Source organism: Mycobacterium heckeshornense, from assembly GCF_016592155.1.
GTDB classification, from domain to species: domain Bacteria; phylum Actinomycetota; class Actinomycetes; order Mycobacteriales; family Mycobacteriaceae; genus Mycobacterium; species Mycobacterium heckeshornense.
In genome coordinates this window covers 2,853,825-2,871,187 of the sequence record NZ_AP024237.1, presented here as the reverse complement: position 1 = coordinate 2,871,187, position 17,363 = coordinate 2,853,825, and the positions used below count along the sequence as shown (strand labels likewise).

General features: G+C 62.0%; 11 protein-coding genes and 4 pseudogenes. All 15 read left to right on the top strand.

Going from position 1 to position 17,363, the window contains the following annotated elements:
• Nucleotides 1-76: 76 nt before the first annotated feature.
• A pseudogene (locus MHEC_RS13645) lies at nucleotides 77-871 on the top strand (IS256 family transposase); the annotation flags it as partial.
• 234 nt (nucleotides 872-1,105) lie between these two features.
• Complete coding sequence (locus MHEC_RS13640; RefSeq protein ID WP_201399562.1) at nucleotides 1,106-2,326, top strand: IS110 family RNA-guided transposase; 1,221 nt, start codon at nucleotides 1,106-1,108, stop codon at nucleotides 2,324-2,326.
• A gap of 83 nt (nucleotides 2,327-2,409) precedes the next feature.
• A pseudogene (locus MHEC_RS13635) lies at nucleotides 2,410-2,874 on the top strand (transposase); the annotation flags it as partial.
• Between the two features lie 77 nt (nucleotides 2,875-2,951).
• Nucleotides 2,952-3,698, top strand: a pseudogene (locus MHEC_RS13630) (IS3 family transposase); the annotation flags it as partial.
• Between the two features lie 596 nt (nucleotides 3,699-4,294).
• Entirely contained in the window at nucleotides 4,295-5,743 is a 1,449-nt protein-coding gene (gene ltrA / locus MHEC_RS13625; protein ID WP_048893872.1) for a group II intron reverse transcriptase/maturase, read from the top strand.
• Between the two features lie 246 nt (nucleotides 5,744-5,989).
• Nucleotides 5,990-6,208 (top strand): annotated as a pseudogene (locus MHEC_RS13620) (integrase core domain-containing protein); the annotation flags it as partial.
• Between the two features lie 635 nt (nucleotides 6,209-6,843).
• On the top strand, nucleotides 6,844-7,638 hold the full coding sequence (locus MHEC_RS13615) for an MlaE family ABC transporter permease (RefSeq protein ID WP_048893504.1): 795 nt from the start codon (nucleotides 6,844-6,846) through the stop codon (nucleotides 7,636-7,638).
• Nucleotides 7,639-7,679: 41 nt separating this feature from the next.
• Nucleotides 7,680-8,486: an MlaE family ABC transporter permease gene (locus MHEC_RS13610; protein ID WP_201399558.1), complete on the top strand. Its 807-nt coding sequence runs from the start codon at nucleotides 7,680-7,682 to the stop codon at nucleotides 8,484-8,486.
• Between the two features lie 5 nt (nucleotides 8,487-8,491).
• Nucleotides 8,492-9,970: an MCE family protein gene (locus MHEC_RS13605; protein WP_048893506.1), complete on the top strand. Its 1,479-nt coding sequence runs from the start codon at nucleotides 8,492-8,494 to the stop codon at nucleotides 9,968-9,970.
• Between the two features lie 55 nt (nucleotides 9,971-10,025).
• The gene (locus tag MHEC_RS13600; protein WP_372507368.1) at nucleotides 10,026-11,027 is read left to right on the top strand and encodes an MCE family protein; all 1,002 of its coding nucleotides are present in this window, start codon (nucleotides 10,026-10,028) and stop codon (nucleotides 11,025-11,027) included.
• The gene (locus tag MHEC_RS13595; protein ID WP_048893514.1) at nucleotides 11,024-12,427 is read left to right on the top strand and encodes an MCE family protein; all 1,404 of its coding nucleotides are present in this window, start codon (nucleotides 11,024-11,026) and stop codon (nucleotides 12,425-12,427) included. Before MHEC_RS13600 ends, MHEC_RS13595 begins: the two co-directional genes overlap by 4 nt.
• Complete coding sequence (locus tag MHEC_RS13590; protein ID WP_053094060.1) at nucleotides 12,424-13,821, top strand: virulence factor Mce family protein; 1,398 nt, start codon at nucleotides 12,424-12,426, stop codon at nucleotides 13,819-13,821. The genes MHEC_RS13595 and MHEC_RS13590 overlap by 4 nt, the downstream gene beginning before the upstream one ends.
• Before the next feature lie 8 nt (nucleotides 13,822-13,829).
• Entirely contained in the window at nucleotides 13,830-14,984 is a 1,155-nt protein-coding gene (locus tag MHEC_RS13585) for an MCE family protein (RefSeq protein WP_082170016.1), read from the top strand.
• Nucleotide 14,985: 1 nt separating this feature from the next.
• A complete protein-coding gene (locus MHEC_RS13580; RefSeq protein ID WP_048893509.1) occupies nucleotides 14,986-16,485 on the top strand; it encodes an MCE family protein in 1,500 nt (499 codons plus the stop codon).
• Entirely contained in the window at nucleotides 16,449-17,183 is a 735-nt protein-coding gene (locus MHEC_RS13575; protein WP_048893516.1) for a hypothetical protein, read from the top strand. The genes MHEC_RS13580 and MHEC_RS13575 overlap by 37 nt, the downstream gene beginning before the upstream one ends.
• Nucleotides 17,184-17,363 lie beyond the last annotated feature (180 nt).

The window sequence follows — 17,363 nt, the reverse complement described above, 5'->3', positions numbered from 1 at the left end:
TCTGAGACAAAAGGAGAGCACTGTGACTAATGTGATCACCGACGAGAAGGGTGTCGAAGCGCCGGACACCGGCGTCGTGGATCTGGATGAGTTGGATCAGCAGCTGGTCGGTCAGTTGGTGGATCGGGCCCGCTCACAGGGGCTGCGGTTGACCGGGGAGGACGGGCTGCTGGCCCAGCTCACGAAGACCATCATCGAGTCTGCGGCCGAGGGCGAGATGGACGATCATCTCGGCTACGCCAAGCATGATCCGGCCGGCCGCGATGGCGGCAACTCTCGCAATGGCACCCGCACCAAGCAGCTGCTGACCGACGTCGGGCCGGTGGAGGTCGCGATACCTCGGGACCGGGATGGGTCGTTCGAGCCGCAGATCGTGCGCAAGCGTCAGCGCCGTCTTTCAGGGATCGACGGGCTGGTGATTTCGTTGTCCGCCAAGGGCTTAACTCACGGCGAGATCGCCGCGCATCTGGCCGAAGTGTACGGCGCGCAGGTGTCCAAGCAGACCATCTCGACGATCACCGACCGGGTGATCGAGGCGATGAGCGAGTGGTGCAACCGGCCGCTGGACCCGGTGTATCCGGTGGTGTTCATCGACGCGATCAACGTCAAGATCCGTGATGGCAACGTCGCTAACCGGCCGATCTACATCGCGCTGGGCGTCACCGTCGACGGCACCCGCGATGTGCTGGGGCTGTGGGCCGGTGAGCACGGCGACGGGGAGGGCTCCAAGTATTGGCTGCGCGTGCTCTCGGAAATCAAAAATAGGGGCACCCAGGACGTATGCATCGTGGTGTGCGATGGGCTCAAGGGCTTGCCGACCGCCATCGAAGCCGTGTGGCCTCAGGCGATCACCCAGACCTCATCTATTAACAATGGATCGGCCGGGATGGTCTCGGCGTTCACCTGCACCACCACGGGCAGGGCCCACGCAAACGCGTCACCTTCGAGGTCCACATGCAGACCTGTCCGCCCGTGGTGGCTGCGGGGCGTGGACCGGCCAGCGAGAGCAGCGCCACCGCTGTGGGCGGTGAGTGCCGAGATGAGGTTCCGGGCAGGCCTCGCGATCGCAGGGTGAACCTTTCACATTGAAAGGGATCCAAGTGCAATGAATCAGAGTACTCTGCAACGGCCGAACAGCTTCTGGTGTGGGATCGACTGGGGCGGGCGCTTCCATCACCTGTGTGTGCTGGATGGCACCGGCCAGCAGCTGCTCAGTCGCAAGGTCGCTCACACCGTCGATGGTCTGGCCGTCCTGGTCGGGTTGATTGCTTCGTTCACCGGTGCGGTCCGGATCGCGATCGAGCGGGCCGAAGGGCTACTGGTCGAATATCTCCAGCACCACTGCGATGCCGAAATTTATTGCGTGTCACCGAAAATCTCGGCGCGAGCACGCGAACGCTATCGGATGGCGGCCGCCAAGTCCGACGAATTCGATGCCTATGTGTTGGCCGATACGTTGCGTCACCAGTATGCCCAGTGGCGGCCGTTGGCCGTTCCGTCGCCGCTTCTAGCGGAGCTGACCGCAGTGAGCCGCGATCGTCAACGCATCCTGGATATGCAGGTGGACACCGAGAATCGACTGCGGTCAATCTTGGATGCCTATCATCCGTGCCCGTTGCACCTGTTTTCTGCACTGGACCGGGACATCACCCTGTCCTTCATCCGCAGCTATCCCACTCCCGTGCAGGCGGGCCGGATCACCGCTGCGCGGATGGGCGCGTTCACGTCCCGGCACGGCTACAGTGGCCGGCACAAACCCGAGACACTTGTCGCCCGGATGCAGCCGCATCTGCTATCGGCGAGCGACGGCACCGTTGCTGGCAAAGCGTTGGCGGCCAAAGCATTCACCGAACAACTGGCTCTACTCAACACCCATTTGCGAGCCCATGACAAACGACTGGGCGAACTGCTTGAGGCGCACCCGGACACCCCGATCTTCACCAGTTTCCCCGGCATCGGACCGGTCACCGCCGCCGTGTTGATCTCCGAAATGGGTGAGGAGCGCAGTCGTTTTCCTTCGGCGCCGTCATTGTTGGCAGAGACCGGCTTGGCTCCGGTCACCAAGGTGTCCGGGCGCACAGGTCAGGTTCGCTTCCGCTACGCCGCCAACCGGCGGATGCGGCACGCCATCGACTGGTGGATGTTCGTCGCCGTCCGTGAAGACCTCTGGTCGGCCGACATCTACCAACACGCCCGCGCCGCCGGCCACCCACACCATCGTGCCCTGCGTGGCCTGGGCGCCCGCTGGTGTCGCATCTTGTGGCGCTGCTGGCACGACCACAACCCCTACGACCCGGCCATCCACCACCGCGCCACCGCCGCCTAACAACCCCACCCCGCCCCCGCGCTGAGCAAAGTCAGCCCGCCGCGGCGATCAATCATGCCCACGACCCGAGGTTGACAGCGGGAGTCTGCGTGGTGCATGTTATTCGCAATGCGATGCGGTTCGTGTGGTATAAGGACCGCCGCAAGGTCGCCTCGTCGATGCGGGCCATCTATTCGGCGCCCACCGTAGATGCCGCTGAGCTCGCGCTCAAAGAGTTTGACCGCGATTTCGGTGCGCAATACCCCGGCGCGATCGACGTGTGGCGGGGCGCCTGGCCAGAGTTCATTGCCTTCCTGGATTACCCGGTGGAACTACGCAAGATCGTGTACACGACAAACGCGATCGAGTCCATCAATTTCCAGCTACGCAAAATCACCAAGAACCGCGGACATTTCCCGGACAAGGACTCTGCGATCAAGTTGCTGTACTTGGGGTTGCGCAACATCTCCAGCCACAGAGGAGGCTATTCGGGGACGGGAACCTACAACTGGACTGTGGCGCTTAACACCCTGGCGAAACTGTTCCCTGGACGGATTCCGTTGTGTTAGAATACAACTCGTTGTCAAGTCACCTCAGACTTACACAGAAATCATGACGGGCTCGGTTGGTTGAACTCGGCGTTCAGATCGCCCCTTCGACCTACTACGACCAGGTCAACCGTGAGCCCAGCCGCCGCGAGGTCGGCGATGACAAGCTCAAGGAGCACATCAGGCGGATCCACGCCGCGAACTTCGGGGTGTACGGGGCGCGCAAGGTGTGGCTGGCGCTTAACCGCGAAGGCATTGAGGTGGCCCGCTGCACTGTCGAGCGGCTGATGGGCGAACTCGGGCTCTCGGGCGCGGTGCGCGGCAGGGTCACACGCACCACGCTCGCCGATCCGACGGCGGCCCGGACCGCCGATCTGGTGAGTCGCCAATTCGGCCCGCCGGCGCCCAACCGGCTATGGGTGGCCGACCTGACTTACGTATCGACTTGGTCGGGGTTTGCCGACGTCGCGTTTGTCACCGACGCCTATGCCCGACGGATTCTGGGCTGGCGGGTGGCCGCAACGATGGCGACCTCAATGGTGCTCGATTCCATCGAACACGCCATCTGGACTCGGCAACGCGAAGGGATCTTTGATCTCAAAGATGTTGTCCACCATACCGATAGAGGATCCCAATACACCTCGATCCGGTTCACCGAGCGGCTCTCCGAAGCCGGTATCCGACCCTCGGTCGGGGCAGTCGGATCGTCCTACGACAACGCGTTGGCCGAGACGATCATCGGCTTGTACAAGACCGAGTTGATCAAACCCCGCAAACCCTGGCGCACCATCGAGGAGGTCGAGTTGGCCACCGCCGAATGGGTGGACTGGTTCAGAGCGCCACGAGGCGCTGTGGGATCGAATGGAGGTGAGAATCCTTCGTCTGTCCGCTGTCGCGGCAGCGGGTTGAAGCTGGGGGCAGCCTGATTCGGGGGACGCCGATGAGGGTGGAAAGCAGCCCTGACAACGACGGGACGCGTCGGCACTGCCAGACGACGCGGGTCCGGCAAGCAAGACGGGACGGTGTACGTGAGAAACCAGCGTCTGAACGCTCCTCAAGTCTGTTCCCACCAGCTCGAATCTGGCGGATCTGGGCTGGGCAGCGGCGCACACTCGTATCACGGTGTGGTGCGGGGAACTCCGCGATCGGTTTGTACCGCCGGTCGGGAGGTCACGGTGAAGGCCCGCGGCGTAGCCGTGGCGATGCCGCAGGAGCATAGTTGGGCACCTCGCCCGTCGATCGATCTGACAGTGAACGTGGGAACCCACGCGGTGGTCCCCTTCCCGGAGCGCATCCAGCGTTTCGGCGGGAAGGTCCGTCGCCGGCCGATGCCGTCGTGTGGGGGCGGAGGATCCGTAGTAGTCCGAGTCCGGGAAAGCCGGTCACATGGCGAAGGGGTCCAGCTTGTTCGCGGTTGCCGAGCATTGCGCGAAGGTCGCTGGTGAATACCGGCGCGCCGTGGCCCGACGTCGATGAGGCGTGGCTGCGGGTACGCATGATGCAGCGGAAACTGCATCGTTGGGCGGTGGCCGATCCGGGCCGCCGGTTTGATGATCTGTTCAACCTCGTTTATGACCCAGCGTTCCTCGTCGTGGCGTGGAACAGGGTGCGGGGCAACAAGGGAGCACGCACGGCCGGGATCGATGGAGTGACACCGTCCTCCATCGATGACCGAGCGGTGCAACTCCTTGCAGAACTGCAAGGCGACCTGAAAGAACGCCGGTTCACACCGGTTGCGGTGCGGGAGAAGTTGATCCCCAAGGCGAACGGCAAGATGCGACGCCTGGGAATCCCGACCACCGCCGACAGGATCGTGCAGGCAGCGCTGAAGCTGGTGCTGGAACCCATCTACGAGGCGGATTTCAAGCCGTGCTCGTATGGGTTTCGGCCGAGACGGCGGGCACAGGATGCGATCGCCGAGATCCACCACTACACCTCGGGTAACAAGGGGTACGAGTGGGTCTTTGAAGCAGACATCACGGCCTGCTTCGATGAGATCTCGCATTGTGCACTGATGGATCGGGTGCGGATGCGGGTCGGTGACAAGCGGGTGCTCACGCTGATCAAGGCGTTCCTGAAAGCCGGGATCCTCTCCGAGGATGCGGTACATCGGGATACGCCGACCGGCACTCCCCAGGGCGGGATCCTCTCACCGCTGCTGGCCAATATCGCCCTGTCGGTTCTCGACGAGCACTTCATGCGTCAGTGGGAAGCGCTCGATACGAACTGGAAGCGCACCAAGCATCGGCGCGCCGGAGGCGCCACCTATCGGATCGTCCGCTATGCAGACGATTTCGTGGTGCTGATCAACGGCACACGCGCTCATGCCGAAGCACTATGGGATGAGGTCGAAGCGGTACTCGCACCGATGAGCCTGCGCTTGTCGGTCGAGAAAACCAGGGTCTGCCACATCGACGAGGGCTTCGAGTTCTTGGGCTTCCGCATCCAGCGGCGAACCAAACCGGGCAGCAGCAAGCGGTTCGTCTACACCTGGCCATCGAAGAAATCGCTGGCCTCGATCACCGGCAAGATCCGGAAACTGACGCGCCGCAACAAACATCACACACTCGCCGACCTGCTCCGGCAGGTCAACCCCGTGCTACGGGGCTGGTGCAACTATTTCAAGCACGGAGTGTCTAAACGCACCTTCTGCTACGTCGACCACTTCGCATTCATGCGGGTTGCGTATTGGCTGCGTAAACGACACCTCGGCCTGACCTGGGGAACGCTACGCCGTCGCTTCTGGCCTGACTGGCAGATCAGCGACCGACGTGTCGAGCTGTTCCGGCCACGATCGGTGACGGTCCTCCGCTACCGATACCGGGGCTCGAAGATCCCTGCACCATGGGCGAATTGGCCACCCGACACCGACACCGCACCAGCGGCATGAACAAGTGGAGAGCCGGATGCGTGGAGACATGCACGTCCGGTTCGGAGGGCGGGCCGCAGAAACCCACCGCGTCGAAAGACCGGCAGGGCGCTGCGGTCCGACCCCTACACCATCGCCGCCTCTACAAGTACTGCGGCGATATCCCACCAGTAGACCTGGAGGCCGCCTACTACGCTCAACACCGAAGACCAGCCGCCGGCTGAGCTCACACACCAGAAAGTCTCCGGACTCACCGGGGCGGTTCAGGAGAACGGCTACATCGAATCGTTCAACAACCGGCTGCGAAAGGAGTGTCTCAACCGCAACCACTGGACCAACCTGCTCGAGGCTCGCGTCGTCATCGACGACTTCAAGCATGAACATAATCATCGGCATCGTCACTCGGCGCTGGGCTATCTGACCCCGATCGAGTACGCTACCCGGTGCAGCCACACCCATCACCCCGTGGCCTGCGAGATCAACTGAAATCGGTATCAATCACAACCTGGCTCTAGAACCGGGTAGACCGATTATCGGGGACCTGCCATCAACATAGGATCTCGATGACCGGCCAACTCTGCTCCGTGACGCCCGCGCTCGCGCAAACAGCAGCCCCCAGCCGGCGCTGCTGAGCTCGCGATTGTGGTTAGGACCCAGCCCGCCGCGCGCTGTTAGCTACGTCCCAGGGATGGCAACGTGCCGGAAGGCCTGACCTGGACTGGGGTTGTGGCGACCCGCCGGGTCAGACGGCCGACCCCGGGGTCTTCTCTCCTACCGCCGCGCGCCACGCCAGAAGTCTAGTCAAAACCTGAGCCTAAATCTCAACCGAATGCGGCGCATCCCTCCTGATTTGAGCGTTCGGCCTCTCGTAGGGTCGGTAGCCAATAGCAGCGCGGTTACCAGGAAAAACAACCCTCGACTGTGACGCACTTGACATTCGTGCAGACCCAGGATAGAAACGACGAGTCTCTAACGCAGCGCAGGATTTATACCGAATAAGGACACAGCACTCCGGCATGTGGGTGCGGCGCTGAACATAGCGAGGCCGCGTTCGAGGGGAGACTCAGCGATATGTCAAGACGTGAAAGGACGTCCTAGTGGTCGCAACAGCCCCACCAGTCATGCCGGTCCACCCACTAGTCAAGCCGATCCGCGCACTAGTCACGCCATTCCGAGGGTTCGGCGGCTTCGTCGCGCTGTCGTTGGACGTCCTGGTCGTACTGTTCCGCTCGCGGTTCGCCTGGAGGGAGTTCATCGAGCAGCTTTGGTTTATCGCGAGAGTATCGACGGGGCCCGGCGCCATGGTTGCGTTCGGCTTCAACGTACTTGCGGCTTTCATGTTCAATGTCCTGTTGCTGGAGATCGGTGCCGCCGATCTCAGCGGCGCGGGTGTAGCCCTCGCCGTAGTCTCGCAGACTGCGCCGATAACCACGACTTTGGCCCTCGGCGGCGCCGCCGCGACGGCCATGTGCGCAGACCTTGGTTCGCGCACCATCCGCGAGGAGATCGACGCCATGAAGGTGATGGGTGTCGATCCGGTCCAGAGGCTGGTGGTGCCGAGAGTGGTCGCACTCGCGGTCAGCGGGGTACTGCTGTTCGCCGTGGTGTGCACTGTTTGCTTGGTTACTGGATTTTCTTTCTCCGTGTATTTCCAGGATGTCAACCCCGGTTCCTTTATGGCGAGTCTCACGTTGTTGACCGGGCTTCCCGACTTGATCGTCGCTATCGTCAAGGCCCTGGTTTTCGGTGCAACAGCCGGTCTGATCGCTTGTTACAAGGGTCTCCATGTGGCCGGCGGTTCGCAGGGCGTGGGCACTGCGGTCAACGAGACAGTAGTTCTCACGTACATGGCCCTGTTCGTGCTCAGCACGGTGCTAACCACCGTTGGCGATGCGCTGATACGGGTGATGCGGTGAGCCAGCCAGCGAGTGCACGGTTACCCCGGCTGACTCTAATAATGCGGGCCGGGATGAACGGATGGAATCGTGTCGGGGAACAGGTCGCGTTTTACGCCACGGTTTTGCGCGGTATCGGTTTAGCCGTCACCACGTATAAATACGAAACGATGCGCCAGGTCACCCAGATGGCCGGGGGTCTCGGTGCGGTTGCCCTGGTTGGGGGGTCCATAGGGGTCGTCTTCTTTATCAATGCCAATGGCGGCGCTATAGTCAACATATTTGGTTACGATCAATTGAGTAATCTCGGTGTAGAGTCGCTGGTAGGCTTTTTCTCCGCTTACGCTAGCCCCCGCCTCCTGGTTCCATTTATCTGTGTCGCAGCCATCATCTCGACGGTCGGAGCTGGGGTGACCGCGCAACTTGGCGCGATGCGCATCAACGAAGAGATCGACGGGCTGGAAGCAATGAGCGTCTTTACCATCCCTTATCTGTGCTCCACCCGGGTGGTAGCCGGCATGATCGTCGTAATTCCCTTGTATTGCAGCGGGATGCTAGCAGGGTTCGTTTCCGGTTACGTCCTTAGCGTCGTCGCAATGCATCAGTCGGCTGGCAGCTACACCCACTACTTCCGCGATTACCTGAGACCCATGGACTCGGTTACGATATTCGTACAGGTAATTTTCCAAGTAACTGTGATTATGCTAATCCACGCCTACTACGGCTATAACGCCTCGGGCGGACCCGCCGGCGTCGGTGAGGCGACCGGTCGTGCGGTGCGCCTATCATTGGGAGTGAACCTGATCGTGGGTTTCATGACGGCATTAGCTCTGTTCGGGCGTTCCGGCGGCTTTCACCTGTCGGGATAGCGGCGATGAAATCGAAACGGCAACGGCGCATCGCCGGCCTGCATCCCGGACTGTGGACCCTGATCCTGGTCGGCCTCTTCATCGGTGCCTCCGCGGTCACAATGACCGGGTTCAACGAGAATTTCAGGTCGTACGCGCGTGTGACGGTTACGTCGGACCGCGCAGGTTTAGTGATGGCGCCCTACGCGAAGGTGAAATTTCGCGGCGTTCAGGTCGGCCGAGTGTCGTCGCTATCGGTGCAGCCGAACGGCATCGCGAAACTGCAGTTGGAGCTGTATTCCGACCAGCTCAAATACATCCCCGCAAATATCGAAGCCGAGATCGCCGCACCCACTGTGTTCGGTGCAAAGTACGTCGAGCTGCTCACCCCTGGCCACCCAAGTCCGAAGCATCTGGCGGCCGGGGCGGTGGTGCACTCGCGCAACGTGAGCATCGAAGTGAACACGGTGTTCCAGAACCTGGTCGGAGTGCTGAACCAGATCGACACCGCCAAACTGAACGCGGTGCTCTCGGCGTTGGCCGAGGGCTTTCGCGGCAAGGGTGAAGCTCTCGGTGGAGCTATAACCGACGCCAATCAAGTCCTGATGGCGATCAATCCTCGGAGCGAGACGATCCGGGCTGACGTCCGCGCGCTCAAGGGTTTCGCCGACACCTACAGCGACGCGGCGCCGAACCTGGTGACGACGCTGGACGCCCTGAGCACAACAAGCACCACCATCTCCGGCAATGCAAAGCAACTTGACTCGCTGCTGCTCAACGTTGTTGGGCTATCCAACAGCGGTATCAACCTGATCGGCCCAAACAGGAACAACCTGGTCCATGCCATCAACGTGCTGGAGTCCACAACGCGCCTCCTGATGAAATACAACCCGCAACTGACCTGCACGTTTGTCGGTGGGAAGATCGCCCTCGATGACTTCATTGGTCAGGCCGGCGGTTATAACGGCAAGTCGCTGATCGTGGACGCCAGTCTGTTGTTCGGCGACGATGCCTACCGGTATCCGGACAATTTGCCCATCAACGGGATCAAGGGTGGCCCCGGCGGAACGCCCAGTTGCGGTTCGTTGCCCGACGTTACCGAAAACTGGCCGGTGCGGTACCTGGTCACCAATTCTGGATGGGGCACCGGGGTCGACGTGCGGCCCAACCCAGGCATCGGCTTTCCGGGTTACGCCGACTACCTCCCGGTCACCCGCGGGACACCCGAGGCACCAAGCATTCGCTATCCGGGGGGGCCGGCACCAGGCCCGGTCCCGTACCCGGGTGCTCCCCCCTACGGTGCGCCCCGATATGCCCCAGACGGAACACCGCTCTACCCGGGCCTGCCGCCAGCGCCTCCGCCCGGGAGGCCGCGAGAACCCGGCCCACCGCCGGCAGGGTCTGAGCCGTTCGTACCCGCGCACCCGGGGGCGCAACCCACTCCGTTGCCGACACCCGCACCGCCGCCGCTCCCACTACCGCCGCAAACTGCACCGCCACATTGATTTGTCGAAGCGATACAGAAAGGCAGACATGCGAAGAAGTTGGACCGGCGTGCTCATGCGTGTGGCTGTCTACGTGACCGTGTGCTTGTCGCTGATGACTCTTCTCGTCATGGTTTTTGCGCAGTTGCGCTTTGAGAACGCGAAGAGCTACAACGCGGTGTTCGCGAACGTCTCCGGGCTGAAGGGCGGAAACTTCGTGCGCATCGCCGGTGTTGAGGTCGGCAAGGTCAAAAGCATCTCCATCCAACCCGACTCCACTGTGCGCGTCGTGTTCGCGGTGGACCAGTCGGTGGTGCTGACCGAGGGCACCCGAGCAGTCATCCGCTACGACGACCTCATCGGCGGAAGATATATGGCGCTGGAGGAAAGGGCCGGGGGATCCAGGAGGCTCGATCCCGGGGGAACCATCCCGCTGAGTCGAACTGAACCGGCGCTGAACCTAGACGCGTTGATCGGCGGCTTACGGCCACTGTACCGCGCCCTGAACCCTGAACAGATCAACACGTTGAGCAGTCAACTGATCGCCGCTTTCCAGGGTCAAGGCACCACGATCGGATCGGTTCTCACCCAGACCGCCGCGCTGACTAACACGTTGGCCGACCGGGATCAACTGATAGGTCAGACCATCATCAATTTGAACACCCTGCTCGGTTCGCTCGGGGATCAAAGCGACCAATTCGCCAAGGCTGTTGACTCGCTGTCTGAATTAGTGCAGGCTTTGGAAGCCCGCAAGCGCGATATCAGCAACGGGATCGCCTACACCAATGCGGCTGTCGGGTCTGTCGCCGATTTGCTGGCCCAAGCCCGCCCGCCGCTCAAGAAGGTGGTGCGCGAGGCGGATCGGACCGCAGGAAACGTGGTGGCTGATCGCGACTTTGTCGACAACCTGCTCAACACCTTGCCCGACGCGTATCAAATCCTCGGAAGGCAGGGTCTGTACGGCGACTTCTTTAGCTTCTATCTCTGCGACGTGGTGCTGAAGCTGAACGGCAAAGGTGGGCAACCGGTGTACGTGAAGGTGGTTGGTCAGGACACGGGGAGGTGCAAACCACGGTGAAACCCTTCTCGGATCGCAACCTCGTGGTCGTCGGGGCGATCGGTGTTGTCGTGAGTGTCGCTGTCCTGCTCCTGGCACTGAATGTCAGCAAGCTGCCGTTCGTCAACCGCGGCAAGGAATACTCGGCGTACTTTGCTGAGGCGGGCGGTTTGTCACCGGGTAACCCCGTTCAGGTTTCGGGTTTAAAGGTCGGTACGGTGACCAGCGTCGCACTGGACGGACCGCAGGTGCTGGTCAAGTTCAAGGTCGCCGGTGGTGTCCGGCTCGGCGAGCGTACCGAGGCGGCAATCCATTTGAGGACGTTACTGGGCGCCAAGCTCCTTGAAGTCACGCCACGCGGAGAGCGGCCGCTGACCGGACCGATACCACTGGACCGGACCACACCGGCCTATCAGGTGCCCGACGCGCTGGGAGATCTGACGCGCACCATCAACGGGATAGACACCGACGAGTTGTCGAAGGCGCTGGCCGTGCTGTCGAACGAGTTTTCCAATACCCCACCGGCTCTCAAGGTTGCGGTGCAAGGTGTGGCGCGGCTATCCGAAACACTGGATGAGCGCGATAGACAGCTGCGAAACCTGTTGAGCAACGCCAACAAGGCCACGAAGGTGCTGGCGCAGCGTAGCGACGAGGTAGTCAAGCTCGTCACCAACACCAACGCGCTGCTGACGCAACTGAAAAGCGAACGCAGCGCACTGGACCGGATCGCCATCAATCTCTCCGCGGCGGCTCAGCAGCTGAAGGGTTTCATTGCCGAGAACCGCGAAACGCTAAAGCCCGCACTGGACAAGCTCAACGGGGTATTGACCATCGTCGACAACCGCAAGGAACAGATCCAGAAGGCGATCAAAGGGCTCAACGGCTATGCGCTCGGACTGGGTGAAGCGGTAGCGTCGGGGCCATTCTTCAAAGCGTATATTGTCAATTTGCTCCCGGGTCAGTTCGTTCAGCCATTTATTGACGCGGCGTTCTCCGACCTCGGCCTGGACCCGGCAACGCGGTTGCCGTCGCAGCTCAGCGACCCGCAAGTCGGCCAACCTGCAACGCCGCCACTGCCGATGCCGTATCCCCGGACCGGCCAGGGCGGAGAGCCCAGACGCACCCTGCCCGATGCCATCACCGGGAACCCCGGCGACTACCCGTGCGGTTTGCCGGGCGTTCCGTTGCCCGGTCCCGGTTGCTACCCGTATCGGGAGCCGCCACCTGCGCCGCCACCCGGTGGCCCGCCACCGGGACCGCCCGCGCTGGGCCCAGGACCTGGCGTGCCTGCGCCGTCGGGGCCGGTCAGCCAACCGGCGCCCGGGCAGATCCCACCGAGCCAACCGCCCGTGCTTAACGGGCCGGGACCCGTCGGCCTGCCCGGGGGCCCGTCGCGGCCAACCGAAGGTGGTGGACAGTGAATACCCGTAACGCCAAGATCGGCCTCGCCGTGGGGTTGGTGCTGGCGCTGATCGGCGGCACCATTATGGTGGTGCGGTCCGTAAGCGGTGTCGGCCACACGAAGGTCATCGGATATTTCGACAACAGCAATGAAATCTACGTCGGCGACGACGTAGTCATACTCGGCGTACCGGTCGGCAAGATCGAAAAGATCGAAGCACAACCTGATCGCGTCAAGATTTCCTTCTGGTACGACGACAAATACAAGGTGCCCGCAGATGCTAAAGCGGTGATCCTGTCCCCAAGACTGGTGACGAGTCGCGCTATCCAGTTGACACCCGCCTACCGCGGCGGGCCAGTGCTGAAAGATAACGCGGTGATCCCGCGGGAACGCACCGCGGTTCCGGTGGAGTGGGACGATCTCCGCCAACAGCTTGAGAAGCTGACGCAGACACTGCAGCCGACGCAACCGGGCGGAGTCAGCACACTGGGATCGTTTGTCAACACCGCGGCCGACAACCTGCGCGGCCAGGGTCCAGCCATCCGTGAGACTGTCCTGAAGCTGTCGCAAGCGGTTTCGGCGCTCGGCGACCACAGCGACGACCTGTTCAGCACGTTCAAAAACCTCTCAATTCTTGTGTCGGCGCTGCACGACAGCAGCGGCCTGTTGCGACAGCTGAACCAGAACTTGGCGGCGGTCACGGGGCAGCTGGCCAACGACCCCAACGAGGTCGGAAATGCGGTCAGCGATTTGAACGATGTGGTCGGCGACCTCACAAGTTTCACGGCCGACAATCGTGAGGCGCTAGGCACCGCCTCGGACAAGTTGGCGTCGGTGTCCAACGCAGTGGTTCAGAGTCTGGACGACATCAAGCAAACTCTGCACATCGCTCCCACAGCGTTCCAGAACTTCCTCAACATCTACGAACCCGCGCAAGGGGCACTGTCCGGTGCATTGGCGATCAACAACTTCGCCAACCCAGTCCAGTTTTTGTGCTCGGCGATTCAGGCCGCATCACGCTTGGGTGCTAAGCAGTCGGCGAAACTCTGTGTGCAATATCTGGCGCCCATAATCAAGAACCGTCAATACAACTACCCGCCTATCGGGATAAACCCGTTCGTCGGTGTTGCTGCGCGTCCCAACGAAGTCACCTACAGCGAGGACTGGCTGCGACCGGACTACATCCCGCCGCCAGGGCCGCCGCCAACGGAGGCGTTCCGTACTGTGCCACCGCCGCCCAACGGGCCGCTACCGCCAGCGAACGAGATATACAACTTCTTCGGAAACGGGATGGTCGACCCGAATCACGCGAACCCCCCGTTCGTGCCGGCCAGGCCGGAGAACCCGCTACCCACCGATCCGGCCACCGGCCTGCGTGGAATGATGCTGCCACCTGCAGGTGGTGGACGATGAGTCACTTGATGACCCGACCCAGGCACCTACGCCGCACCGGTGCGGGACTTCTGATGGCGCTGGCCGTGGCCGCACTGTCGGGCTGCGCCGCCGCGCGTGATTTCCGGGGCGCGAACTCGCTTCCGCTGCCGGGAACCAAAGGCGGTGGCCCTGGTTCCTACACCATTCAAGCGCAGATGCCCGACGTGCAGAACCTCAAACAGAACTCTCCAGTCCAAGTCGCTGATGTGACCGTTGGCAATGTGACCAAAATCGAACGTCAAGGCTGGCATGCGCTGGTCACCATGAAGCTCGACGGCAGCGTCCACCTGCCGGGCAACGCGACTGCCACGCTCGGACAGACCAGCCTGCTGGGTTCGTTGCACATCGAACTGGCGCCACCCAAAGACGTGCCCCCGAAGGGCACGCTTCGCGACGGGTCGCTGATCCCTTTGTCTTCCGCGGGCGCATATCCGTCAACCGAACAGACGCTGGGCGCACTTTCACTGCTGCTCAACGGGGGCGGCTTAAGTCAGCTTCAGGACATAACCGAAGCGTTGAGCACAGCCTTCTCCGGTCGCGGCCAAGAACTGAAAAGCCTGATCGGACAACTCGACAAGTACATCGCCTACCTCAACGACCAAAAAGATGACATCATCGCCGCGACCGACAGCCTGAACAACCTGGTCGGTCACTTCGCCGATCAGAAGCCGGTCGTTGATAAGGCGCTGAAAACCATCCCGAACGCGCTGGCTGTGCTCAAGGACGAGCGCCAAAACCTCGCCGAAGCGCTGGCTCAGCTGGGCAAATTGGGCGCGCTTGCCGCCGACTCGGTGAACCAGACCAAGGTGAACCTGGTCAAGGAACTGAACGATCTCGGCCCGGTGCTGCAATCACTGGCCGACGCCGGGCCGGCGTTGACCCGTTCACTGGATTTCTACGGAACCTTCCCGTTCCCCAAGCCAACGCTCGCAAAATGGCTCCGGGGCGATTACGCGAACTTAACCGGTGTTTTCGACTTGACGCTGAGCCGACTTGACGCGGCGTTTTTGACCGGCACTCGGTGGGAGGGAACTTTGACAGAGCTGGAGCTGCAGTGGGGCCGCACCATCGGTCAGCTCCCCAGCCCCTATACCGCGCGCAACCCGCTGGTCATTCCGTACCACTTCAACCAGGGGCCGTGACATGCGTATGACTAGGGCAACCAGAATCCAGTTGGCGGTCTTCGCAGTGATCGTGCTGGGCGGGTTATGGGCCGTATTTGGCTATTACTATCAGCTACCGCGCAGGTTTTTCGGCGTTGGCACGTACACGGTGCGGGTGCAGTTAGCCCGGGCAGACGGTCTTTATGAGGGCGGGGACGTCACCTACCGTGGCGTCGATGTCGGGCGGATATCGGATGTGCGGCTAACCAACACGGGCGCCGAGGCGGTGCTTCAGCTAAATTCGGGCACCCACATCCCGGACGATCTGAGCATCCAGGTCCACAGTTTCTCGGCGGTCGGCGAGCAATACCTTGCGTTGTTGCCGCGCAACGGGAACAGCCCGCCGCTGAAAAACGGCGACGTGATCCCCGCGGACCGCACCACTTTTCCCCCGAATATCAACTCACTGCTGGCGGCGGCCAATCGCGGCCTGAACGCGATCCCGCGCGACAACCTGAAAACCGTGGTCGACGAGTCTTACATCGCTTTCGGCGGCTTGGGCCCGGAACTGTCCCGGCTCGTGAACGGCGCGACCACTCTGGCCAAGGACGCGCGCAAGAACCTGGACCCACTCGTCACCGTGATCGACGAGTCAAAGCCAATCCTGGACAGCCAAACCGAGTCATCGGATTCGATTCGAGCGTGGGCGGCCCACCTGGCGACCGTCACCAAGCAGTTGCAGACCAACGACACTGCCGTCCAGGGCATCCTGCGGAAGGCTCCGCAGGCGGCAGACGAGGTGCGCGCACTGCTGGATCGGTTGCAGCCAACGTTGCCCATCGTGCTGGCCAATCTCGTCAGCGTCGGCGAGGTGGCGGTCACCTACCGGGACAACCTGGAGGCACTCCTGGTGCTGCTGCCGCAGGGTGCGGCCGCCATCCAAGCGATCCAGGTGCCCAACAAGAACACCAAGCAGGACTACAAGGGTGCATTTCTGGACTTCAACCTGAACCTCAACTTGCCGCCACCATGCACCACCGGGTTCTTTCCGATCCAACAACAGCGGGCGGCCAGCTTCGAGGACTACCCGGATCGCCCGAAGGGCAACGTCTACTGTCGCATACCGCAAGACTCGAATCTCACCGCTGTGCGTGGCGCGCGCAACTATCCATGCGAAACCCGGCCCGGCAAGCGTGCCGCGACGGTGAAAATGTGCGAAAGTAGCCAAGACTACATCCCGCTCAACGACGGCTTCAACTGGAAGGGAGACCCCAACGCGACGTTCACGGGGCAAGGCGTTCCCCAGTTCGACCCGGGTGAATCACCACCTGCACAGTCACCCCCCGCGTTAGCATCACCTGGTTCGCCGCCGCCTTCATCGGGTCCCGCGCCGCTACCTATAGCGGCCGCACAGTATGACCCGGCCACCGGCACCTACGTTGGACCAGACGGGCAGCTCTACACGCAATCCAACTTGGCGCACGGCGCTGATAAGGAGAAGACATGGCAACAGATGCTGACGCCCCCGACCGGGAGCTAAGCGAAATAGCCGACAGCGAAACGCCACAGGGCCACCCCGATGAGGGCTCCTTCGCACCGACAGGCGGACACGGCGCCGAGCCGCAGGTAGAAGGCGCTGCTGACGAAGTAAACTCCGGTGACGCCACAGCTGATGACAAGACCGACAGTGGGTCAGGAAATACTGATGATACTGCGGCAGGTCACACTGAAGTGACTGCGGCCATCAAGCAGCCAATGTCACATGTGCGGCTGGCAACGGTGATCGGCATGGTTGTGGTGGCCGCCATGACGGCCCTGGTGGCATGGCTGGGATTTCACGCCTACCAGTTGCATCAGGCCCGAGAGCAGCGGGAGCTATTCGTTAAGGTCGGGCGGCAGGGTGCGCTGAATCTCAGCACCATCGACTGGCAACACGCCGACGCCGATGCTCAGCGCATTCTGGACACAGCGACCGGCCCTTTCTACGACGATTTCTCCAAGCGCAAGCAACCCTTCATCGACGTGGTCAAGAAGGCGCACTCGAAGTCGGTAGGAACGGTCACGGAAGCGGGCCTGGAATCCGACTCAGGCGACGAAGCCCAGGTGCTGGTGGCTGTGTCCGTCAAGACCTCGAATCTGGGCGCGGCCGACCAGGCGCCGCGGGAGTGGCGAATGCGAATCACGGTGCAAAAGACGGGCGATGAGGCGAAGGTCGCCAACGTCGCGTTCGTGCCATGATGGAGCTGCATTCCGGCGGCGCCGCCGATTACAGATCCGCCAGTCCGGGGATGACGACGCTTTGTTACGGACGTCCTCGCCGCACTGAAGGGCGTATCCCTTAACGCCGACTCGCGATCATGAACAGCCGACAACCCGATAAAACAACAGGAGAGGACCAGTGGACCTTTACGGGGTCCT